Here is a 22,174-nt window from a genome sequence, read left to right on the forward strand (position 1 = left end):
GCGGGGGCGCCCCGCCACCCGTCCGGGCGGCCCCCGCTGAAACCCCCCCCCCCGGGGGGGGCCCCCGCCGCTCAGCCCCCACAACGAGCGTTTCCACCCAGGAACCAAGGACTTCGAGGAGAGGGCATGTCCCCGCGTACGAACGACAGCGCGCCGGAGAGCGAACGCAGCGCCGAGCCCGTGGACCGCGCCGCGGAGGCCATGCCCGAGGAGAATCCGGCGGGTGTCGAGACGGCAGCGGCGCCGAGTCCGGCCTCCGATGACCTGACCGACGAGGTCACCGAGGTCACCGAGGTCATCAATGAAGCGCCCGACGACCGCGTCGCCGCCGTCCGGCGGCTGTCCGCGTCCGGGCGCCGTTGGCGTGCGGCCCAACTCGCCTTCTGCACATCTGCGTTGGCCGTCGCTCTCACCGCGGGGGCCATAGTGGTCGGGGCCCTCCAGGACGACGGTGGAGCGGCCACCCTCGCGGCGGCGCCCGCCGGCGTCTCGCCGCAGTTGCTCGCCGGCGCGGACCTCGACGCGAGCATCACCTCGTTGCAGGCTCATCTCCGGGCGCAGCCCAAGGACTTCGGCGGCTGGTCGACGCTCGGGCTCGCCTACATCGAGCAGGCCCGCACGAAGGGCGATCCCTCCCGGTACCCGCAGGCACAGCAGGCGCTCGCCCGTTCCCTCGAGCTGCGCCCGGACAACGATCCCGCGCTCGCGGGCCGTGCCGCCCTGGCCGCCGCCCGGCACGACTTCACCGGCGCCCTCAAGTACGCGGACCAGGCGCTCAAACAGAACCCGTACAGCGAGCGCGCCCTCGCCTCCCGTATCGACGCCCTGGTCGAACTCGGCCGCTACGACGAGGCGTCCAAGGCCGCCGACACGGCCGACTCGCGCCGCCCGGGCGTCCCGGTCTTCACACGGTACGCGTACGTCAACGAGTTGGACGGCGATGCGCAGACCGCCCGCCGCGTCCTGGAGCAGGCACTCGACTCGGCGACAACCCGTGGCGACGTCACGTACGTGGCCACCGCGCTCGGCCAACTCGCTTGGAATCAGGGCGAGTACAAGACGGCACTCACGTACTACGCCCGCGCGCTCGCCGCCGACGACACCTATCTCCCGGCCCTCGAAGGCCGCGCCCGCACGCAGGCCGCACAGGGCGAGCGCGCGGCGGCGATCAGCGGCATGGAGCAGGTGGTGGAGCGGTATCCGCTGCCCCAACCACTCGTGGAACTCGGGGAGTTGTACGAGGCGCGCGGCGCGGAGGGCGACGCCCAGAAGGCCCGCGACCAGTACGCGCTGGTGAACGCCTGGGTCTCGCTGGCCCGCGCCAACGGCGTCAACGCCGACCTCGACACCGCTCTGGCCGCCGCCGACCACGGCGACAAGCAGGCCGCGCTGAAGGCGGCCCAGGCCGAGTGGGGCCGCCGCCACACCGTGCACACCGCGGACGCCCTCGCCTGGGCACTGCACGTCAACGGCCGCGACGAGGAGGCCCTGCCGTACGCCGGCGAGGCGACGGCCACCGGCTACCGCAACGCGTCCTTCCTCTACCACCGGGGCATGATCGAGCGCGCCACCGGCCACGAGAAGGAGGCCGACGCCTCGCTGAAATCGGCCCTCGACCTCAACCCGGGCTTCTCACCGCTGGGCGCCGCAGAGGCCCGCAAGGCACTGGAGGCCGACAAGTGACCCCTGGACTCCGCCGCGCGCTCGGCTCCGCAACGGCCGTTCTCGCCGCTGCCTGCGCACTCGTCATCGTCCCCTCCGGACAGGCGAGCGCCCACCCGCTCGGCAACTTCACCGTCAATCGGTACGACGGTCTGGTCGCCGCCCCCGGGCAACTGCGGGTCGACCATGTCGAGGACCTCGCGGAGATCCCGGCCACCCAGGCCGAGCCGCAGATCGAGAAGCTCGGGCTGACGGACTGGGCACGTCAGCGGTGCGAGACGGCCGCGCGGGACAGTGCGGTCACCGTCGGCGGCGGCGAGGTCCCGCTCACCGTCGGCACGAGCGTCGCGCGCGTAAGGCCCGGACAGGCGGGGCTCAACACTCTCCGGGTGGAATGCCGGTTGACGGCGGCGCTCCCCGAACAGGACACCGTGGACGTCGAATTCCGGGGCGCCGGAACCGACAGGGGGCCGGGCTGGCGGGAGATCACCGCGCGCGGCGACCGGATGACACTCGCCTCCTCGGACGTACCCGCGGAATCGGTGTCGCGGCAGCTCACCAAGTACCCGCAGGAACTGCTCTCGTCGCCGGCCGACACCGCCTCCGCGTCCCTGCGGGTGCGGGCCGGTGGCCCCGCGCTGGTCGAGAGTGGCCGCGACGCTCCCGCCGACTCGGTCCTCCCGCGCGGCGCCGACCGCTGGACCCAGGCGCTCGACTCCCTGGTGGCCCACCACGACCTGACGATCGGCTTCGGCGCTCTCGCCCTGCTCATCGCGGTGGGCCTCGGCGCCCTGCACGCGCTCGCACCCGGCCACGGCAAGACCCTGATGGCCGCGACGGCAGCGGCCCGCGGCGGCCGGGCGGGCCTGCGCGACGTCCTGCCGCTGGCCGCCTCGGTGACGGTCACCCACACCCTGGGCGTGGTCGCCCTGGGCCTCCTGATCACGGCCGGTTCGGCCGCGGCGCCCTCCGTGATCGCCTGGCTGGGCGTCGCGAGCGGGCTCCTGGTGACGCTTGCGGGCGCGACACTCGTACGCCGGGCCTGGCGCAACCGGGGACACGGGCACTCCCACGGGAGCGGGCACACGCGCGACCACGGAGACGGCGGCACGCACGACCACGGCCACGCGCACCGCCACGATCACGACCAGGACCATGGCCACGCGCACCGCCACGATCACGACCAGGACCACGCGCACAGCCACCACCACGACCACTCGGAGCACCCGCACGCCGAGCACGAGCATGCGCACGAGCACCCGCACGCCGAGCGGCACGAACGCCACCTGGTCCTCGCGCACGCCCACGCGTCCGCGTCCGTGGAAGCCCGCCCCCGTCCCCAACTCCAAGCCCCCGTCCGCCGGCACAGTCACCCGCACGCCCCCGCCCCACAGGAGAAGCGGGCCCCCCTCGCACACACCCACGGCGGCTTCACCCACACCCATCCCACCGCCCCCACCCTCCGCGGCACGATCCTGCTCGGCTTCGCCGGCGGGCTCGTGCCCAGCCCCTCCGCCGTGGTCGTCCTGGTGGGCGCCGCGGCGCTGGGACAGGCGTGGTTCGGACTGCTCCTCGTCCTCGCGTACGGCGTCGGGCTCGCCCTGACGCTCACGGCGGCCGGGTTCGCCGTCGTGAAGCTGGGCGACGGGGTGAACCGGGCACTGGCCGGGCGCCCGCGGTGGGCCGACGGGCCGATCGTGGCCCTGCTACGCAGGACCGCACCGCTGGGATCGGCGTTGGTGGTCGTGGCGCTTGGGGCCGGCTTGGTGTTCAGGGGGGCGGCATCCGTCCTCGGCTGAGCTACTTTTGGGGAGAAATCACGCGGATGCACAACGGATACGAATGGGGGGACACCCGTGTCCGAAGATCCGGGCAGTGAACGTGTGATCGCCGGGCGCTACCGGCTGCTGTCGCCCTTGGGCGAGGGCGGCATGGGCACGGTGTGGCGCGCCCGTGACGAGGTGCTCCAGCGCGAGGTCGCGGTGAAGGAGGTCCGTGCGCCCGCCGGGATCCCGGCGTATGACGCCGAGCGGATGTACGCGCGGCTGGAGCGCGAGGCATGGGCGGCAGCCCGTATCTCCCACCGCAACGTGGTGACGGTGTACGACGTGGCCACCGATGACGGCCGCCCCTGGATCGTGATGGAGCTGGTCCGCGGTGTCGCCCTCGCCGATCTCCTGGACGCCGAGGGCCCGGTCGACCCGCCGCGCGCCGCGCACATCGGTGCCGAGGTGCTCACCGCGCTGCGTGCCGCGCACGAGGCCGGGGTGCTGCACCGCGATGTGAAGCCGGGCAACGTCCTGATGTCGAACGACGGACGGATCGTGCTGACGGACTTCGGCATCGCCATGGTCGAGGGCAGCTCCGCGCTGACCATGACGGGCGAGGTCATCGGCTCGCCCGAATTCCTCGCCCCGGAGCGGGCGTTGGGCCGGACTCCCGGGCCCGAGTCGGACCTGTGGTCGCTCGGGGTACTGCTGTACGCCGCGGTCGAGGGCAACTCGCCGTTCCGTCAGAACACCCCACTGAGCACCCTGCGCGCGATCGTCGACGAGCCGCTGCCGCCGCCGCAGCGCGCGGGTCCGCTCACCCCCGTCATCGAGGGGCTGCTGGCCAAGGACCCGGCCGAGCGGCTGGGCGCCGAGCAGGCCGAACACGAGCTGCGGATCGTCGCGGCGGGGGGCACCCTGGCCGGCCCCGGCTTCGGTCCGCCGCCCCTGATCGCGGAGGCGCCGACGCTCGCGGGGTTCCCCCAGACCTCCCCAGGATCAACACCGCCGATGCCGTACGGGCCGGCCGACGCCACTGTTGCCTCGGCCGGCACCACGGCCGAGCCCGACCGCAATCGCCGCGCGGCGGTCGTTCTGATCGCGGGGGTGGTGGCACTCGTCCTCGCGCTGGGAGGGCTGACGTACGCCCTGTTGAACCGCGACAACGGCGACGGCGGCGGCGGGGCCGCCGTCAGCAGCGGTTCGGGCGGCGTGAGTTCGACCCCGGAGACCAGCGACAGCGGGAGCGACCAGGGCGCGAGCGGCGGGAGCCCCTCCACCAGCGCGCCGGCCACCGAGAGCCGGACGACCACACCGCCGCCCGCCCAGACCGCACAGGTCACGGTCGCGGGTGCGCACACCGCGTACTCCGGCGCCTGCCCGCCGCCCGACGCGCAAGCACCCACGTTCACGGCGACGTTCACGGTCGGGCGGGTCCCGGCCGAGGTCGAGTACCGCTGGGTGACGGAGACCGGCGAGGTGTCGGACCCGGGCTGGAAGACCCTGTCGTTCCCCGCGAGCGGTGACAGGACCCAGCAGAAGACGGTGATCGTGACGACGTACGACGCGTCGGGGACCTACGAGAACGCGATCGGCGTGGAGATCCGCAGTCCCGTGCATGCGACGTCCAACTCGGTGCCGTTCTCGGTGACTTGCGTGACGGAGACCCCGACGGGCGAGGCCTCCGCTTCCGAGTCTCCCTGAGGCCTGTCCCAGATGGTCTCCCTCAGGCCTGTTCTAGGTGGTCTCCCTAGGACTTGTCCTGGGCGGTCACGCCGCGCTGTTGAACACCGGCAGGTATCCGCCGGACTGTCCCGACGCGGTCGGGTGGTACGACTCACCGATGTTCAGCAGGTTCAGGCTGTGCAGCCAGGCGCTGCCCGAGCAGATCTCGTGACCCGTGAACTTGCTCCTGACGTCGCCGAAGGTGAAGCCGTGGTCGGCGGCGCGCTTGGCGATCGCGGTGTCCAGATAGTCCGCGGCGCCGTTGATCGCGGCTCGCTCGGCCTCGGTGAGGCCGGTCAGGCAGCCGCCGTTGAGCTTGTAGAAGCGGGGATAGCCCAGGACGACCACATGGGCGGACGGGGCCTTCCTTTTGATCGCCGCGTAGACGGTGTCGAGCTTGCCGGGGAGTGTCGAGTCGACGTACGCCTTCGCGGTGGCGATCCGCGCGAGGCAGGAGCTCTGCGACTGGAGCACACACGTCGTCATGACGTCGGCGAAGCCCGCGTCGTTGCCGCCGACGCTGATCGAGACGAGGCCGGTGGAGGAGTTGAGGGGGGTCAACTGGTTGGCGACGACATCACCCGTACGAGCGCCGGAGCAAGCCGTGAAGTTGAACGACGAGGGTGAGTGGGCGGCCGCCCAGAGGTAGGGGTACGCCTTCGTGCTGCGCTTGCAGTTGCCGCTGGAACCGATGTAGCTGCCCGCGCCGACACCGGAGGAGTAGGAGTCGCCGAGGGCCACATAGCCGGTGGCCGCAAGGGCGGGGGACGCCTGCGCCGTCGCCGGCCCGGTGAGGGCGACGCCGAGAGCGAGGAGGAGCGAGGTCACGTATGCCGTAATTCGGGAACGTCTCATGGAACCTCCCTTTAGCAGGATCTCTGCATAACTTTCGTACCAGCTACGCGTGTTGACAGGAAGTGTCCATGCCAAGACTTTCGGGACCTTTTCGGGCCCCATCCTGTGTGTTCTCATTGAATTTGATTGCGTGTTCATGACAGCGTCGTGACAAGGGGTCAACTCCCTTGAGTCGCGCGGGGAGATCACCGAGTCTTTACCTCAGCCCGGGGTGGAACGCGACACTCCGAGCTGTGCGCCCGATCACGTGCACCCCCACACCGCGCGCGCCCCACCCAGGCGCCCGCCGCTCGAGGAGGACTCCCTCGTCATGGCACAACTCCGTAGCAAGAAGATCAGGATCGCCGCGATAACCTCCGTGGCGACCGCCGCCCTTGTAGGCGGATTCACCGCGCTCCCTGCCCAGGCCGCCCCGGCCACGGGCACGGTGCTCGCGGCCGGGTCCCCCACGGCCATCAAGGACAGCTACATCATCACGCTCGAGAAGACGGCCGGCTTCAAGGCCTCCTCGAGCGAGGGCAAGGGTCTGATCAGCGAGTACGGCGGCACGGTGAAGAGGACGTTCGGCGCCGCACTGAACGGCTACTCGGCCACTCTCTCGGCCCAGGAGGCCGCGAGACTCGCCGCCGACCCGGCGGTCGCCACCGTCGAGCAGAACCAGACGGTCCACGTCGACGCCACGCAGTCCAGCGCCCCCTGGGGCCTGGACCGCATCGACCAGACGTCGCTGCCGCTCTCCACCACGTACACCTACCCGGACACGGCGGGCGCCGGCGTGACCGCGTACGTCATCGACACCGGCGTACGCATCACGCACACCCAGATCGCCGGGCGCGCCACGAACGGCTACGACGCCGTCGAGGGTGACAACGTCGCCCAGGACGGCAACGGGCACGGCACCCACGTGGCCACCACCATCGCGGGCTCCACCTACGGTGTCGCCAAGAAGGCGAACATCGTGGCGGTCCGCGTCCTCGACAACGCCGGCTCCGGCACCACCGCCGGCGTCATCGCGGGCATCAACTGGGTGACCAGCAACCACAGCGGCCCCTCGGTCGCCAACCTGTCGCTGGGCGGCGGCGCCTCCACCACGCTGGACACGGCCGTCTCCAACTCCATCGCGAGCGGCGTGACCTACGCGATCGCAGCGGGCAACAGCAACGCCAACGCCTCCTCGTACTCCCCCGCCCGGGTCGCCACGGCGATCACGGTCGGCGCCACCACCAGCACGGACGCCAGGGCGAGCTACTCCAACTACGGCTCGATCCTGGACATCTTCGCCCCCGGCTCCTCCATCCTCGCCGGATACAACACCAGCGACACCGCCACCGCCACGCTCTCGGGTACGTCGATGGCCACGCCGCACGTCGCGGGCGCGGCCGCCATCTACCTCTCGAGCCACACCTCCGCCACCCCCGCGCAGGTCTCCACGGCTCTCGTGAACGGTGCCACGTCCAACCTGGTCACCAGCCCGGGTACCGGCTCGCCGAACAAGCTCCTCAAGATCGTCCCGTAAGTGCTTCAACTCGGCTGAGCCGAGGCACAGTTCCCCGGAGGCGGTCGGCGCCTCCGGGGAACTGCTGTTCGCGGACGGCGGTTCACGAACGGGGGTAGGTCGCACGGACGGCTTCCGCACCTTGACGACCCGCCGTACGCTGCGCGACATTGAAGCCCGGCATCCGGCGCTTCGGGGGGCAAAGTCGCCAATGCAGACCATACGACGCATCAAGGAACCTTCATCAGGCACCACGGAGGGGACGGGGCAGGATCCGGGGAGGGACCTGCTGCCGCTGCTCGGCGGTGCCGCGACGGTCGTCGCACTGGTCGGCGCGGTGCTCGCACTCGCCGACGTGGACTCGCCGCTGCGCGGTCCGTTCACTCTGTTCTTCCTGCTCGCCGCGCCGTCGGTCGCCGTCGCGGCCGCGCTGCACGGCCTGGAACCCTTCGGCCGGCTGCTGGTGTCGGTCGCCGGAGGAGTCGCCGTCAACATGCTGGTGGCCCAGGGAATGCTGGCCCTGCACCGGTGGTCGGTGCCCGGTGGGGTCGTGGCCGTGACCGCGATCAGCACCTTCATGCTCCTGCTGGTACTGGTACGGCGCCTGCGTGGCCGTGCCGCGAGAAGGCGGGCCTCCTGACGTGGACATCAGCGTGTACCGCCCGGGCGAGCTGACCGCCGCCGACCGGGCGGCGTGGACGGCTTTCCAGGTGAAGGCCCATCTGAACGGCTCGCCGGGTCTTGCGAACCCTTTCCTGTCCCCCGAGTTCACGCTCGCGATGGGCCGCTGCCGACGCGGCGTGCGGATCGCGGTCGTACGGGAGAACGGCGAGCCCGCGGCGTACTTCCCGTTCCAGCGCACCGGAGCCGGCATCGGCCGGGCCGTCGGCCTCGGGGTCTCCGACTGCCAGGGCGCCGTGCACCGGCCCGGCTTCACCTGGGACGCCCACGAACTGCTGCGGGCCTGCGGGCTCGCCGTGTGGGAGTTCGATCATCTGGTGGAAGGGCAGGCGCCGTTCGAGGCGGCAGCCTCCGGGACCTTCCCTTCCCCGGTCATCGACATCGACCAGGGTTACGAGACGTTCCTGCGCCAACTGCGCGAGCGGTCACCGAAGTTCACCAAGTCGACGCTGGCCAAGGAGCGCAAGCTCGGCCGGGACACGGACGGAATGCGCTACGTCCACGACGAACGCGACCCCGAGGCACTGCACACGCTGATGGACTGGAAGTCCGCGCAGTACCGCAGGACCGGGCGCAGCGACCGCTTCGCGCACCCCTGGATCAGCCATCTGGTGGAGCAGCTCTTCCACACCCGCTCCGAGCCGTTCGCGGGGATCCTGTCGGTGCTGTACGCGGATGGCAAGCCGGTCGCCGCGCACTTCGGGCTGCGCTCCGAGCGGGTGCTGGCCTGCTGGTTCCCGGCATACGATCCGGCGTTCTCGAAATACTCGCCGGGGCTGATCCTGCATTTGCGCATGGCCGAGGCGGCCGCCGCCGACGGAATCGCCTATCTGGATCTTGGGCGGGGCCAGAAGGAATACAAGGACTCCCTGAAGACACGGGAACTCGCCGTTTCCGAAGGGTGGGTGACACGACGTCATCCGATCGCCATCGGGCACAGGGCGCGCCGCGCCCCGGTCCGGGCACTGCGTAATGCGGTGCTGGCGAGGCCGGAGTTGTTCGAATCGGCCGACAGGATCCTCAAGCGGATGGGAAAGATCCGGTCGAGGGGTTAGGTAACGGTCAAACCAACAAAAACGTGAGGCCTCGTTCCAGGTCTTGCCATACGGTCTCATTCATCAATACCGTCGTACATCTCACCCGCATCGGTTCATCAAGGTATATGCGATCTAGGGGAGGGCTCAAGATCGCGACGATGGTCCGGCGCGGGGCGCGGTAGGGGGGTGCCGTGCTCGGTGACCAGTTGTGCCGAGTCGTCCGCGCGACCGGCTTTCGCGTTTTCCGAAAGCCGGCAGCTTTGCCAGCTCACCCGGCACGCACGGAGATCTATTTCGTTATGCCGTAAGTGAGAACCCCCCTTTCGAACCGGACAAAGAGCCGGACCGCCCAGGGGCGGGCGGTCCACCGGACGAGAGGGACCAGACTCATGAGCTCAGTCCTGCGCCCAGCGATTTCGGGCGAAGATCAGACCGCAGCCGGCAAGTACCGGCCGATCTCCTCTCACCTGGCCATAGCGCCGCCGGTGAGTGTCGTGATTCCGGCCATGAATGAGGCCGAGAATCTCCCGTACGTCTTCAAGACCCTTCCGAGCTGGATACACGAAGTGGTTCTCGTCGACGGCAATTCCACCGACAACACCATCGAAGTGGCCCGTGAACTGTGGCCGGACGTCAAGGTCGTCAAGCAGCACGGAAAGGGCAAGGGGGATGCCCTGATCACCGGTTTCGAGGCGTGCACCGGCGACATCATCGTGATGGTCGACGCGGACGGTTCGGCCGACGGCAGCGAGATCGTGTCCTATGTGTCCGCGCTGGTGTCGGGGGCCGACTTCGCCAAGGGCTCGCGGTTCGCCAACGGCGGCGGCACATCCGACATGACGCCGATCCGCAAGCTCGGCAACCATGTGCTGTGCGCGGCCGTCAACGCCAAGTTCGGGGCCCGCTACACCGACCTCTGCTACGGCTACAACGCGTTCTGGCGGCACTGCCTGGACAAGATCGACCTCGACTGCACCGGCTTCGAGGTGGAGACGCTGATGAACATCCGGGTCGTCAAGGCGGGTCTCAAGGTCCAGGAGATCCCGAGCCACGAGTACCTCCGCATCCACGGGTCGAGCAATCTGCGGGCCGTGCGGGACGGGATCCGGGTGCTCAAGGTGATCCTCAAGGAGCGCTCCAACCGGCGTGCGCTGCGCCGCACACCGCACGCCGCTCAGCTCAACTCGGGCCGGGGAGAGGTGTCTTGAGCGCGCGGAACTTCTCCGTGGTGATCTGCGTGTACACCGAGGACCGCTGGGAGGACATTCTCGCGGCGGTCTCCTCGGTGCGGGCGCAGTCCCTGCCCGCGCTGGAAACACTCCTCGTCGTGGACCACAACACCGCGCTGTTGGAGCGGCTGACCAGGGAGTACAAGGAGACCGACGGGGTGCGGGTGCTCGCCAACGCGGGCCCCCGCGGCCTGTCCGCGGGCCGCAACACCGGGATCGCCGTCGCGCGCGGCGCGATCATCGCGTTCCTCGACGACGACGCCGTGGCCGAACGGGACTGGCTGCGCCACTTCGCGTCGGGGTACGAGGATCCGCGGGTCATGGCCGTCGGCGGCCGTACGATGCCGATCTGGGCGTCGGGTCGCCGGCCCACGTGGTTCCCCGAGGAGTTCGACTGGGTGGTGGGCTGCACGTACAAGGGGCTGCCCCCCGGCCGGGTCCGGGTCCGCAACGTCCTGGGCGGCAACGCCTCGTTCCGCCGTACGGCCTTCGACGCGGCGGGCGGCTTCGCGACCGGCATCGGCCGGGACGGCGACAAACGTCCGCTGGGCTGCGAGGAGACGGAGCTGTGCATCCGTCTCACCCGCGCCCGACCGGACGCGATTCTCCTGATCGACGACCGCGCCGTCATCCACCATCGGGTGCCCAAGGTGCGCGAGCACTTCGCGTACTTCCGCACCCGCGCGTACGCCGAGGGTCTCTCCAAAGCCCTCGTCGCCCGAAGTGTCGGCGCGGAGAAGGGACTTGAGTCCGAGCGCCGCTACGCCACCCGTGTGCTGCCGGCCGGGGTCGTGCGCGGGCTGCGGGACGCGATGCTGGCCCGCCCGGGCGGCGCCGGACGCGCGGGCGCCATCGTGACCGGAGTGCTGACTGCGGCGGGCGGGTACGCACTCGGGAGCATCCGGGCGCGCAGGGGTGGCGCCACCTTCTCCGTCGTGGAGATCGAGGGGGTCTCTCCGGCAGCCGACGACAAGGGGGCCGCGGCATGAACGAGCCGGTGCCGATCCTCATGTACCACTCGATCGCGCGGGAGCCCAACGACGCGACGCGCGAACTGTCCGTCACCCCGGACGACTTCGCCCAGCAGATGGCGCTGCTCGACGCACAGGGGTTCACCCCCGTCGACACGGCTCAGCTGGCTGCAAGTTGGCGTACGGCCGGTCCGCTGCCGGAGCGGCCGGTCCTGGTCACCTTCGACGACGGCTACGAAGGCGTGCACCGGCACGGCCTGCCCGTACTCGCCAAGTACGGCTTCGCGGCCACGCTGTTCGTGTCGACGGGCTGGCTCAGGGGCGCGTACGACACCGGGGGCAGTCTCGACACCATGCTGGACTGGGACCAGGTGCGCAGACTCGCCGCGGAGCAGGTGGAGATCGGCGGGCACAGTCATACGCACCCGCAGATGGACCAGCTCTCCGAGGACGCGCTCCGGTTCGAGGTACGGCGCTGCCGGGAGATCATCACCGGCGAACTGGGCACCCGCCCCGCCTCGTTCGCGTACCCGTACGGCTACTCCAGCCGCCGGGTGCGCGAGGCGGTGCGCGAGGCGGGCTTCGCCCAGTCGCTCGCCGTCGGCAACGCCCTCGCCCGCCGCCGCCAGGGGCCGTACGCCCTGCGGCGCGTCACCGTGCGCCGGAGCACCGGTATCGAGGAGTTCGAGCGGCTGGTCCAAGGCCGCGCGATCGCCCTCAACTTCGCCAGGGACCGCGCCCTCACCAAGGGGTACGCCATGGTCCGAAGAGCAGATCAGGTCCGCCGGAAGGCCATCAGTTCCCGTGTCTGACACGACGACCACCGCCGAGGCTTCATCGCCCACGACCGAGGCGCCCGCACAGCGCACGGGCCGCCGCCTCCGCCTGCCCGGCCGGGGCAGGGGCGGGAGCGGAGGAAACCAGCTGTTCCGCAACGCCTACGCCCTGATGCTCAACACCGGTATCTCCGCGGTGCTCGGGCTCGGCTACTGGCTGATCGCCGCCCGCTACTACACCGAGACCGCGGTCGGCCAGGGCTCCGCGGCGATCGCCGCGATGAAGCTTCTCGCGGGACTCACCGCGGTGACACTGACGGGCGCCCTGGCCCGCTTCATCCCGGTCGCCGGCCGGGCCACGGGACGCCTCATCTTCCGTACGTACCTGGGCAGTTCGGTGGTCGTCGCGCTGGCTGCCGGCGTCTTCCTGCTCACGCTGAACATCTGGGGACCCTCGTACCGGTTCCTGCACGGATCACTGGCCGGCCTCGGCTTCGTCGTCGCGGTGGTCGCCTGGTCGCTGCTGACGCTCCAGGACGGTGTGCTGACCGGCCTGCGCAGCGCGCTGTGGGTGCCGGTGGGCAACACGGTGTTCTCCGCGGTGAAGCTGGTGCTGCTCGTCGTCCTGGCCTCCGTGATCCCCGCGACGGGGGTCTTCGTGTCGTGGGTCGCGGCGATCGCCATGTCCGCGGTGCCGCTCGGCTGGCTGGTCTTCCGGCGCCTGGTCCCCCGCCATGTGAAGGCGACCAAGGACGACACCAAACCGCCCTCGGTGAAGGAGATCGGGCGCTTCCTCGCGGGCGACTACACCGGCTCGCTGTTCTCGCTCGCCGTGGTCTACCTCGTCCCGGTCATCGTGGCCTCGCAGGTCAGCTCCGCGAACAACGCGTACTTCTACATCACCGCGACCATCGGCGGCACGGTCAACCTGCTCGCCATCAACATGGGCGCCTCCCTCACCGTCGAGGGTTCGCACGCCCCGGCACGCCTCGCCGCGAACACCCGGGCCGCGCTCAGGCGGATGGTGCGGATCATGCTGCCGGTGGGCGCGCTGCTGTTCCTCGGCGCGCCGTTCATCCTGCGCGTCTTCGGCCAGGGTTACGCGGACGCGGCGACGCCACTGCTGCGCTGGTTCGCGGTCGGCGGACTGCTGCGGGTCGTCATGGAGACGTACTTCGCGGTCCTGCGCGCACAGAGCCGCACGGCCGGACTCGCCTGGCTCCAGGGCCTGTTGTGCGCCCTGGTGCTCGGTCTGACGGTGGTCCTCCTGCCCCGCATGGGTCTGACCGGCGCGGGTGTCGCGGAGGTCGCCAGCCTCACGGTGATCGTGGCGATCTCCGCACCCCGGCTGTACAGGATTCTGCGGACCGCACCCGCCGAGCTGCCCGCGGGCGCAGCACCGGACGGGGACCTCGCCGACCTGGGGGCGCGCGAGGTCCCCACGCCCAAGCGCGGGCCCACGTGGGCGCTGGACTCGGACACCCTCGCGCTGGGTATCCATGTCGACTTCGACCACCTGGAGCGCCGGCCGGACGTGCGGCCCGGGCCGGGGACGCCGCCCACGGGGACACCGAAGGTACGGCCGGACCACCGCCCGACGTGGGCGCTGGGCAAGCCGGCGGTCGGGTTGCCCGTCGAGGCACGCGAGCCGGGTTCGGAGGCGTCGCTGGGCCCGGCCGAGGTTCCGGCGATAGATGCTCCCTTCGAGGCGGAGGAGGCGGAAAGCGCCCCTTCGGAGGTCCAGGGCAAGACACCCGGCGACTCGGGCGGGTGGGCGCGGCCGGCCACAGGGGTCCCGGTCCCGGCGGACGAGACGGGTGCCCCGCGCAAGCGGTTGATGCCCCCGACCAGACCAGGGTTGATCCTCGGCTGTCTGTTGATCGCCGCCCTGCTCCTCTACTGGGTCCCCGCACTCACTCTCAACGACGGCGCCCTCGACCGAATGGGGGGGCTCGGGCTCATCTCGGTGCTGCCCCTGCCGACCCTCGTCGGAGCCGCCCTCCTGGTCATCGTGTTCGCCTCGCTGCTCTGGACGGTCCGGGAGCACAAGGGGCTGCTGCTCGTCACGCTGCTCGCCACCGTGGTCTCGCTGCACGCGCTTCCCGCGGTGATCGAGACCGAGCCACGGTTCGCGACCGCCTGGCAGCACCTCGGGTTCCTGGACTACATCGACCGCACCGGATCCGCCGTACCCGACCTGGACGCCCGCTGGAGCTGGCCGGGCTTCTTCGCGGCGGCCGCGTTCGTCGCGAAGGCCTGCGGGGTCACCGACCTCACCGAGGTGATCCGCTGGTGGCCGCTGACCATGCAACTCCTCTACCTGGCACCGATGTTCCTGCTCGTCCGCTCGATGCGGGCGAGCTGGCGCGCCAAGTGGACCGGCATCTGGATCTTCGTACTCAGCGGCTGGGTGGGCCAGGACTACTTCTCCCCGCAGGGCTTCACCTATCTGCTGTACCTCGTCTTCGTGGCGATCCTCCTCGTATGGTTCCGGGCACCGCGGGTGCTCTGGACGAAGCGGCGGCCGGGCGAGGCGGAGGTCGAGCCGACGGACCGCCGCCAACAGGCCGTCCTGCTCATGGTGTTGATCGGCCTGTTCGCGGTGACCGTCCCGGCGCACCAGCTCACCCCGTTCGTGATGCTGGGCGTCCTCGCGGTCCTCGTCCTCGTCGGCCGCTCCGAACTGCGCGGCCTGCCCATCCTGTTCGCCGTCCTGGTCGCCGCCTGGGTCGGCTTCATGGCCGAGCCGTACTGGTCGGGCCACTTCGACGACCTGTTCGGCGGGATCGGCGGAGTCGGCGGCAATGTGTCCTCGTCGGTCTCCGGCCGTATCGAGGGCGGCAGTTCGACCCACAAGCTCGTCCTCTACACGCGCGTGCTGCTGGCCGGCGGCGTGATGACCCTCGCCTGCTACGGCTGGTGGCGCCGCCGCGAGAACAAGTACCGCGAACGCTCGCTGCTCGTCCTCACCTTCGTCCCGTTCCTGGGCTTCGGCATGCAGTCGTACGGCGGCGAAATGGCCCTGCGTGTCTTCATGTTCGCCCTCCCGGGCGCCGCCCTGCTCGCCGCACTCGCCCTGTTCCCGCGCACCGGCGTCACCGCGAAGGAACGGGACAGGGACCGTGTCAGCCTCGCGCCGCTCGCGGCTCTCATGGCGGGCCTGGTCCTCATGGGCGGCTTCCTGGTGGCCCGTTGGGGCAACGAGTCCTTCGAGCGGATCAGGCCTGGCGAGGTCGCCGCCATGAACTACGTGTACGCGCACGACGATCCGACCGCACGCCTGCTGTGGATGAGCAACGACACGGTTGAGAACGTGACGCCCTCGATCCCGTGGGGCTCACGGGACATGGAGAAGGTGGAGTATCTGCCCACCCTGGCGCCCGTCGACCCGGTCCTGGTGTCGAGCCTGGTCAAGGCGCTCAGGGACGCGGGCCCCAACTCATATCTGATGATCAACCGCAGCCAGGTGGTCTACCTCCAGCTCGACGTGGGCTACTCGCCGACCTGGGAGTCACGGCTCCTCAAGAACCTCGACCAACGGCCGGAACTGACGAAGGTCTTCGTCAACGACGACGCGACGGTCTACGCGCTGCGCGAGCAGCCCGCGGGCGAGATCCCGAAGGCCGATCCGGGGCCGATCGGGCCTCAGGTGACGTGGACACCGTGGTCGGTGGTGGGCGGCCTCGCGGCCGTCGCGCTCATCCTGATGCTGAGCACGCGGGAAATCGTACGGGTCGCCGTACGGCCCGGCGTGCGGCAACTCCGGTGGCTGCAGAGCAGTTTCTGGTTCGCACTGCCACTGCTGGCGGTACTGCTGGCTTCACTGGTGCAGCGGTTCCTGACGATGAAGTAGTTCCTTGAAGGCGTACGAGGGTGAAGTGGCTCAGCGTGCCAGCCACTTCACCTCGTACGCGCCCAACTCGACCTGCTGCCCGTCGATCTTCGCGTTGATCGACCGGTCCTGCGTGTTGACCACGAGGACCGTCGTGTCGGTGGCGAGGACGCGGACCCGGGGCACGTCGGCGGCGGCGACGGACACCGTCTCGTACGCGGTCCCCGGCGGGAACTCCGCGCCGAACCGGGAGAGGAAGCCGAACATCGGCATCGCCTCGCCCCCGTCACCGCTGCTCGTCGGCGTCCACAGGCAGCCCGCACAGTCGGGCCCCTTCTCCTTCTCCGGGTTCCAGTAGAAACCGGAGGTTGCACCGCCGCGTGCCATCGCGATCAGCCCGGCGGCCTGGACGGCGACCCGGCGTGTCTCGGACCACCCCTTGCGCTCGTCGTTGCCGTCGGCCGGTTCGACGTAGTACTCCGACCACCACAGCGGCAGATCACCCGTCCGCTCCCGCACCCATGCGCCGACGGCCGTGAACTTGTCGGTGGCCGCGAACTCGTCCGGCAGCAGGTCGTCGTCCTTGGTGTAGCTGGAGCCGTCCACGACGACGAAGTCCGCACCCACCTTGTTCATGTTCCAGTAGTCGAAGGCATCCAGGACGCGCTGGTCCATGGTGCCCCAGGTGCCCTTCACCGTCGGCGACGCGTCATGCGTCTGGCGCGGGTCGAGGCTGTCCATGACGAGATACGGCCCGCCGACCATGATGTCCGGGTTGACCTTCTTCAACGCCTTGTAGACCAGGTTGTAGAGCTCGGTGTAACCCTCGTAGTCCCAGCGGGCCTTCTCGTCGTTCCAGAAACCCTTGAACTCGTTCCAGACGATGAAGTGGCGTACGTCCGGATAGCGCTTGGCGACGGTCGCGGCGAGCGCGGCGAAATCGTCGTAGTGGGCGCGGTCCGGGGCGGTCTCCAGGGCGGCCTGGCTCCAGTCGGTGTCGCCGGACTCGCCGCCCTTCATCCAGTCCGGGGAGCAGCACAGGGTGACGACCGGGGTGCCGCCCGAGGCGCGCATGAAGTCGATACGGCGGTCCATCTCGACGAAGTCGTAACGCCCCTTGACCGGCTCGGGGTTACCGGCTCCCCAGCCCATGATGTGCTGGATCTGCGGCAGGGGCTGCCGGGCGAGCAGTCCCTCCACGCGCACGGTGGCCGCCGTACTGCCCTCGTCGGCGCTGAACTGGGTGTGCGTGAAGCCCCAGCCGACCGCCGGCTCCGCCGCCTTCGCCGGGGCGGCGGGGGTGCCGTGCACCTTGTCCCCGTCGAGGGTCGTTCCCTCGGTGCCCGCGCCGTCCCCGGGCAGGGTGTTGAGGAGGGTCACCAGCAGGGCCAGAGCGACCGCTCCCACGCCGAGCACCGCGGTGAGCCGCCACCGCCGAGTCCCCGAATTCCACCCATGCCGTCCCATCAAGGGCAACAGTAATGGCGGGAACAGGCGGTGGAACAGGTTCCGGATGGTCGTGGCCCCGCCTCTTCTCTCCGGCGGTCCTGACACCGGCGAGCGCGCGACGGTCTCTCGGACACCCGGCCGAAAGCCGGTTGAGCTGGGGCCCCTCGCGAAGGACACCCGGACCGGGCAGCGGAAATCCCGTGCACAGGCTCCCCCGGTGACGGATCATGGCGGCATGTCTGCCAACCCACACGACGCTCTGCCGATCCGGCTCAACGTCGATGACAGCGACTCGCCGTCGGACGTCATCGACGCGCTGTTCCTCGGCCGCTTCGCGACGGGCGAGCAGCCTCACTCGCACGCGGTCAACATCGACCGCGTACGGTCCGGGGCGACGCTGCTCCCGAAGGGCGCCCGCGTGTTGCGGTCCGCCCGCGACGACGACCGCAGCGCGACCCTCGCCGAGGGCGACGGCTGGACCCTCCTCGTCTCCCGCTGGAACCGCGGCGCCGACGTCACGGTCACCGCGACCAGCACCGAGCTGGCCGAGAAGATCCTCGACCAGGCGACGACCGGCGCGGCCGACGAGCCCGAACCCCAGCCGGAGAACGTGACGATGGGGTTCTGGTACGTGTCCCCGCGGCGAGGCCCGTACCGCACCACGCGACAGATCTCGGCCGGCACCTGGGACGAGGTCCGGCCGAACTACACCACTCCGGTCGCGGACGCGATGGACACCCTGATGAAGACGACGCCGGAGGACATCGCCGGCAGGCTGCTCCTGCTGCACGGGCCGCCGGGCACGGGCAAGACCTCGGCCCTGCGCACCCTGGCCCGTTCCTGGCGCGACTGGTGCCAGGTGGACTGCGTCCTGGACCCCGAGCGGCTCTTCTCCGACGTCGGCTACCTGATGGACATCGCGATCGGCGAGGAGGACGGCACGGGCAAGGGCCGCTGGCGGCTCCTCCTCCTTGAGGACTGCGACGAGCTGATCCGCGGCGAGGCCAAGCACACGGCGGGGCAGGCCCTCTCGCGCCTGCTCAACCTCACCGACGGCCTGCTCGGCCAGGGCCGCAACGTCCTGGTCGGCGTCACCACCAACGAGGACCTGGAGCGCCTCCACCCCGCCGTCGTCCGCCCCGGCCGCTGCCTCGCCCGCATCGAGGTCGGCCCCCTGACCCGCCGCGAGGCCGTGAACTGGCTCGGCACGGAGGAGGGCGTCGCCCGCGAGGGAGCGACCCTGGCAGAGCTGTACGCGCTGCGCCGGGGAACGTCTCCGACGCAGGTACCGGATCCGCGGGAGGGAGCGGACGCGGGGCTGTATCTGTAGGGACCTCCGGCATCTGTAGGGGCCTACGGTGTCTCTAGAGGCCTTGGGTGTCTCTAGAGGCCTTCGGCGGCGGCCAGTAGCCGACGGCCGTCTCGGACGCTGTGAGGTCGGCGGCCGCTTCGAATCCCGCCAAGGCGGCGCTATTCCTGATCCCACGAAACCGACGCCACCCCCGAACCCCACCAAGGCGACGCCACTCCCTGATCCCACGAAGCCGGCGCCACTCCCGAACCCCACGAAAGCGACGGCCAGTTGCACCCCGTCGCGGCGGCGATCGGCCACGAAGGCGACGGTGGCAGTGCCAGCGGCGTCGACGTCGGCGGTCCGGACTGGGCGGCAGCCACCGGACCCGGCAGAGGCTCCTGGGGCCCCGGGCACCCCATTCCCGTAACGCCGCCCGCCGCCGCGCCCGCGGACGGGCGCTACTCCCCGTAAGCCGCCCGCAGGGCATTGCGTGCCGCGTCCAGTGCGGCGGACTCCGTGAGACCGAGGCGGCGTACGCGCTCGGCGTAGGCCTGCGCCGCGACCGCGGCCTCGCGATCGGCGGCCGAACCGGCGGCAGCCACCAGCGTTCCGTTGCGGCCCCGCGTCTCGATCACCCCGTCCGCCTCCAGGGCCCGGTACGCCTTGGCGACCGTGTTGGGCGCGAGGCCGAGCGACTCGGCCAGCCCCCGCACGGTGGGCAGCCGGTAGCCGACCGGCAGCGCCCCGGACCGGGCCTGCTCGGAGATCTGGGCGCGCACCTGCTCGTAGGGCGCGGCCCCCTCATCGATGTGGATCTTCAACGTCACGGGCCGATTGTCCCGTACCCGGCGGAAAAATGAGAGGCACCCGCACACAGCCCCCGCGTAGCGTCGGACTCCATGACAGTGATCGTTCGCGATGTCCGCCCCGACGACCGGCGGGACGCCGAGGGCTTCGCCCGGGTCCGCACCCTCGCCCTCCCCTTCGTGCTCCACACCCCCGACTCCGTCGGGTACGACGTCACGCACGCCCACCCGGACGCCCGCTACCGGCCCCTGCTCGCCGAGCAGGACGGCGAACTGATCGGCACGGCCCAGGTCGGCATCGTGCACGACAGCCCGGAGCCGGGGCAGGGCTATCTCAACGTGTACGTCGCCCCGGACCGCACTCGGCGCGGCGCGGGCTCGCTCCTTGTTCGGGCCGCCGAGGAGCACCTGACGGCCCTGGGCGCCAAGAAGCTCTTCGCCTGGGTCCTGGACTCCCCCGCCAACCGAGCCTTCGCCGAGAAGCACGGCTACCGCGCGAGCCGCTCCGCGCACTTCCTCCGCCTGGACCTGGCGAACGGCACCCTGCCGCCCCGGCAGGCCCTCCCGCCGGACGTCGAACTCCGCAAGGGCTCCGACTACGCCGCCGATCCGCGACCCCTGTTCGACCTGGACGCGGAGACGATGGCGGACGAACCCAGCGACGTCGCCCAGGAGTTCACGGACTACGGGGCCTGGCTCCAGGAGACCTGGCAGCACCCCCTCTTCAGCCCGGAGCTGACCTCGGTCGCGGTGGTCGACGGCCGCCCGGCGGCGTTCAGCGCGGCCCGCACGGACGGTGGCACCTGCTACGGCACGGTGATGACGGGCACCGCCCGAGCCCACCGCGGCCGCGGCCTCGCCAAGCTCGCCAAGAACGACTCCCTGCACCGGGCCCGCGCCGCCGGCTTGACGCAGGCGTTCACGGGCAACGACTCCGGCAACGAACCGATGATCGCGATCAACAAGTGGTTCGGCTACGAGATCTGTGCCACGGAGGTGCGCCATGTCCGCGAACTCGGCTGATACGAAGCAGCAGTTGGAGATCAACTTGGTCAAGGCGGGTCGTACGAAGATCCGTTACCCCGCCGAGCTGCTCGCCGACGACGGCACCCGCGTCACCGTCCGCGCGCCGTGGGCGGGCGACGGCGTCCGCGACTTCGGCTTCGTGCGCTTCGAGCCGGGCGATGTCTTCACCGAGTACTACTGGCGGGACCGCTGGTACGCGGTGAAGGAGGTCCGCGACGCCGAGGGCACCCTGAAGGGCTGGTACTGCGACATCACCCGCCCGGCCGTCGTCGCCGGCACCGAACTGCTCGTCGAGGATCTCGACCTGGACCTGTGGCGCTCCGCCGACGGCACGGCCGTACTCCGCCTGGACGAGGACGAGTTCACGGCGAGTGGCCTGGCGACGACGGATCCGGTGGCCGCGGCCGCCGCCGAGAACGCCCTGGACGAACTCGAACTCCTCGCCCGGAAGGGTGACTTCGAGGGCCTGCTCGGCTAAATGAGGGCCACCACCGCGTACCGCTCGTCCTCGACCTCCCTCCCCCACAACCGCGAGTCGTCGGAAAGCCGCTCCACCCGGACGTCGGCCGCGAGGGGTTCGAGGAGGGCGGTGAGCCGGTCGGCGGACATACCGACCGGGCTCAGCGTCCCCCACACACCCTCGACCAGAACGAGCCGCCCGCCGGGGCGGAGCAGGCCGCACCAGTGCCGCAGGACGCGACCGGGGTCGGGCAGCGTCCACAGCACATGGCGGCAGAGCAGAGCGTCGAACCGCTGCTCACCGACGGGCGGTGCCGCCGCGTCACCGACCAGGAACACCGCGTCACGTCCGGCGAGCTTGGCGCGGGCGAGGCCGACCATGCCCGGCGAGAGGTCGACCCCGGTGACGTGATGCCCCCACCCGGACGCGAGGAGTGACAGGCTGCCGGTGCCGCAGCCCAGGTCGAGGACATCCGCGGCCCGCTCCGGCAGCCAGGCCCGCAGCCGGGCGGCCCACGCCTCCCGTACGAGGGGATCACGCAGCCCGTGGTCCGGCTCCTCGTCGAAGGTGACGGACTCGGCGTCCCAGTCGACGCCAGCCCCCGGAATCACTGGATTCATCTCGTTGTTACTCGCCATGCGCACCAGGGTGACAGTCACCACTGACAGTCGAATCGTGACTGGCACCACAGACAGATCGCGACCGATGAGGAACTCTCCCCGAAAGGGTCTACCTCCGTATCACCATGGACATAGGTAGACGCAAGGAGGCAGCCATGCGCCGCGTAACCCTGCAGAAGCCCCTGAGGAAGTCGGACTCCCGCCGCGTGCGGGACGAGGCCGACCAGCTCCCGACCGAGCGCCCGGAGGTCCGAAAGGACATCCACCGCACGTGGTGGCCGGACGGGTGAGCGGCGCCTGCCCACCCGGCCATGAGAACCGTGAGCGGTGTCGGGCGAGCCGCTTGCGGTAGTGGACGCCGTCGTACGGGCCGTCCACGCGCCGCTCCACGAACGTCGGCAGTCGTCGCCCCACGCCCTTGCCATGGGTGTCGGGACGGACGGCGACGCCGTCGAGGAACAGATGGTCGGAGCATCTGTCTCCCTCT

18 protein-coding genes and 1 pseudogene are annotated in these 22,174 nt (G+C 70.6%); 14 read left to right on the forward strand and 5 right to left on the reverse strand.

The window, feature by feature from the left end:
• Positions 1-126: 126 nt before the first annotated feature.
• Genes ACFWP7_RS21125 through ACFWP7_RS21135 form a run of 3 tightly spaced genes read left to right on the forward strand, consistent with a single transcriptional unit; the run spans position 127 to position 5,135 of the window.
• A complete protein-coding gene (locus tag ACFWP7_RS21125; RefSeq protein WP_384383081.1) occupies positions 127-1,683 on the forward strand; it encodes a tetratricopeptide repeat protein in 1,557 nt (518 codons plus the stop codon).
• Entirely contained in the window at positions 1,680-3,461 is a 1,782-nt protein-coding gene (locus tag ACFWP7_RS21130) for a nickel transporter (RefSeq protein ID WP_384383082.1), read from the forward strand. The genes ACFWP7_RS21125 and ACFWP7_RS21130 overlap by 4 nt, the downstream gene beginning before the upstream one ends.
• Before the next feature lie 57 nt (positions 3,462-3,518).
• Positions 3,519-5,135 carry a serine/threonine-protein kinase gene (locus tag ACFWP7_RS21135; protein ID WP_384383083.1) on the forward strand — a complete coding sequence of 539 codons (1,617 nt, stop codon included), beginning with the start codon at positions 3,519-3,521 and terminating at the stop codon, positions 5,133-5,135.
• Positions 5,136-5,201: 66 nt separating this feature from the next.
• On the opposite strand, the gene ACFWP7_RS21140 is transcribed toward ACFWP7_RS21135, so the two are convergent.
• Complete coding sequence (locus ACFWP7_RS21140) at positions 5,202-6,011, reverse strand: SGNH/GDSL hydrolase family protein (RefSeq protein WP_384383084.1); 810 nt, start codon at positions 6,009-6,011, stop codon at positions 5,202-5,204.
• Positions 6,012-6,321: 310 nt separating this feature from the next.
• On the opposite strand from ACFWP7_RS21140, the gene ACFWP7_RS21145 reads away from it, so the two are divergent.
• From ACFWP7_RS21145 to ACFWP7_RS21175, 7 genes are all read left to right on the forward strand, one after another.
• On the forward strand, positions 6,322-7,527 hold the full coding sequence (locus ACFWP7_RS21145; protein ID WP_384383085.1) for a S8 family peptidase: 1,206 nt from the start codon (positions 6,322-6,324) through the stop codon (positions 7,525-7,527).
• 190 nt (positions 7,528-7,717) lie between these two features.
• Positions 7,718-8,146 (forward strand): hypothetical protein, encoded by a 429-nt coding sequence (locus ACFWP7_RS21150; RefSeq protein WP_384383086.1) that lies wholly within the window; start codon positions 7,718-7,720, stop codon positions 8,144-8,146.
• Between the two features lies 1 nt (position 8,147).
• Positions 8,148-9,242, forward strand: coding sequence for a GNAT family N-acetyltransferase (locus tag ACFWP7_RS21155; protein ID WP_384383087.1), 1,095 nt, complete (start codon positions 8,148-8,150; stop codon positions 9,240-9,242).
• Positions 9,243-9,613: 371 nt separating this feature from the next.
• On the forward strand, positions 9,614-10,432 hold the full coding sequence (locus ACFWP7_RS21160) for a glycosyltransferase family 2 protein (RefSeq protein WP_384383088.1): 819 nt from the start codon (positions 9,614-9,616) through the stop codon (positions 10,430-10,432).
• Positions 10,429-11,442 (forward strand): glycosyltransferase family 2 protein, encoded by a 1,014-nt coding sequence (locus tag ACFWP7_RS21165; protein WP_384383089.1) that lies wholly within the window; start codon positions 10,429-10,431, stop codon positions 11,440-11,442. The genes ACFWP7_RS21160 and ACFWP7_RS21165 overlap by 4 nt, the downstream gene beginning before the upstream one ends.
• Entirely contained in the window at positions 11,439-12,236 is a 798-nt protein-coding gene (locus ACFWP7_RS21170) for a polysaccharide deacetylase family protein (protein WP_384383090.1), read from the forward strand. The genes ACFWP7_RS21165 and ACFWP7_RS21170 overlap by 4 nt, the downstream gene beginning before the upstream one ends.
• The gene (locus ACFWP7_RS21175) at positions 12,229-16,053 is read left to right on the forward strand and encodes a lipopolysaccharide biosynthesis protein (protein WP_384383091.1); all 3,825 of its coding nucleotides are present in this window, start codon (positions 12,229-12,231) and stop codon (positions 16,051-16,053) included. Before ACFWP7_RS21170 ends, ACFWP7_RS21175 begins: the two co-directional genes overlap by 8 nt.
• Positions 16,054-16,083: 30 nt before the next feature.
• On the opposite strand, the gene ACFWP7_RS21180 is transcribed toward ACFWP7_RS21175, so the two are convergent.
• Positions 16,084-17,499, reverse strand: coding sequence for a xylan 1,4-beta-xylosidase (locus ACFWP7_RS21180; protein ID WP_384383092.1), 1,416 nt, complete (start codon positions 17,497-17,499; stop codon positions 16,084-16,086).
• Positions 17,500-17,716: 217 nt separating this feature from the next.
• On the opposite strand from ACFWP7_RS21180, the gene ACFWP7_RS21185 reads away from it, so the two are divergent.
• Positions 17,717-18,811 carry a DUF5925 domain-containing protein gene (locus ACFWP7_RS21185; protein ID WP_384383093.1) on the forward strand — a complete coding sequence of 365 codons (1,095 nt, stop codon included), beginning with the start codon at positions 17,717-17,719 and terminating at the stop codon, positions 18,809-18,811.
• A 422-nt stretch (positions 18,812-19,233) separates the two neighbouring features.
• On the opposite strand, the gene ACFWP7_RS21190 is transcribed toward ACFWP7_RS21185, so the two are convergent.
• Positions 19,234-19,602, reverse strand: coding sequence for a GntR family transcriptional regulator (locus ACFWP7_RS21190; RefSeq protein ID WP_384383094.1), 369 nt, complete (start codon positions 19,600-19,602; stop codon positions 19,234-19,236).
• Between the two features lie 72 nt (positions 19,603-19,674).
• On the opposite strand from ACFWP7_RS21190, the gene ACFWP7_RS21195 reads away from it, so the two are divergent.
• Positions 19,675-20,604: a GNAT family N-acetyltransferase gene (locus ACFWP7_RS21195; RefSeq protein WP_384383095.1), complete on the forward strand. Its 930-nt coding sequence runs from the start codon at positions 19,675-19,677 to the stop codon at positions 20,602-20,604.
• Entirely contained in the window at positions 20,585-21,085 is a 501-nt protein-coding gene (locus tag ACFWP7_RS21200) for a DUF402 domain-containing protein (protein WP_384383096.1), read from the forward strand. The genes ACFWP7_RS21195 and ACFWP7_RS21200 overlap by 20 nt, the downstream gene beginning before the upstream one ends.
• Here the strand turns inward: ACFWP7_RS21200 and ACFWP7_RS21205 are convergent.
• Positions 21,082-21,705 carry a class I SAM-dependent methyltransferase gene (locus ACFWP7_RS21205; protein ID WP_384383097.1) on the reverse strand — a complete coding sequence of 208 codons (624 nt, stop codon included), beginning with the start codon at positions 21,703-21,705 and terminating at the stop codon, positions 21,082-21,084. The two genes, ACFWP7_RS21200 and ACFWP7_RS21205, sit on opposite strands and share 4 nt — an antisense overlap.
• 137 nt (positions 21,706-21,842) lie before the next feature.
• On the opposite strand from ACFWP7_RS21205, the gene ACFWP7_RS21210 reads away from it, so the two are divergent.
• The gene (locus ACFWP7_RS21210) at positions 21,843-21,977 is read left to right on the forward strand and encodes a hypothetical protein (protein ID WP_384383098.1); all 135 of its coding nucleotides are present in this window, start codon (positions 21,843-21,845) and stop codon (positions 21,975-21,977) included.
• 46 nt (positions 21,978-22,023) lie between these two features.
• On the opposite strand, the pseudogene ACFWP7_RS21215 reads toward ACFWP7_RS21210, so the two are convergent.
• Positions 22,024-22,155: pseudogene (locus ACFWP7_RS21215) on the reverse strand (GNAT family N-acetyltransferase); the annotation flags it as partial.
• Positions 22,156-22,174: the final 19 nt, after the last annotated feature.

The sequence above is a fragment of the Streptomyces sp. NPDC058470 genome, assembly GCF_042721055.1.
Lineage (GTDB): Bacteria > Actinomycetota > Actinomycetes > Streptomycetales > Streptomycetaceae > Streptomyces.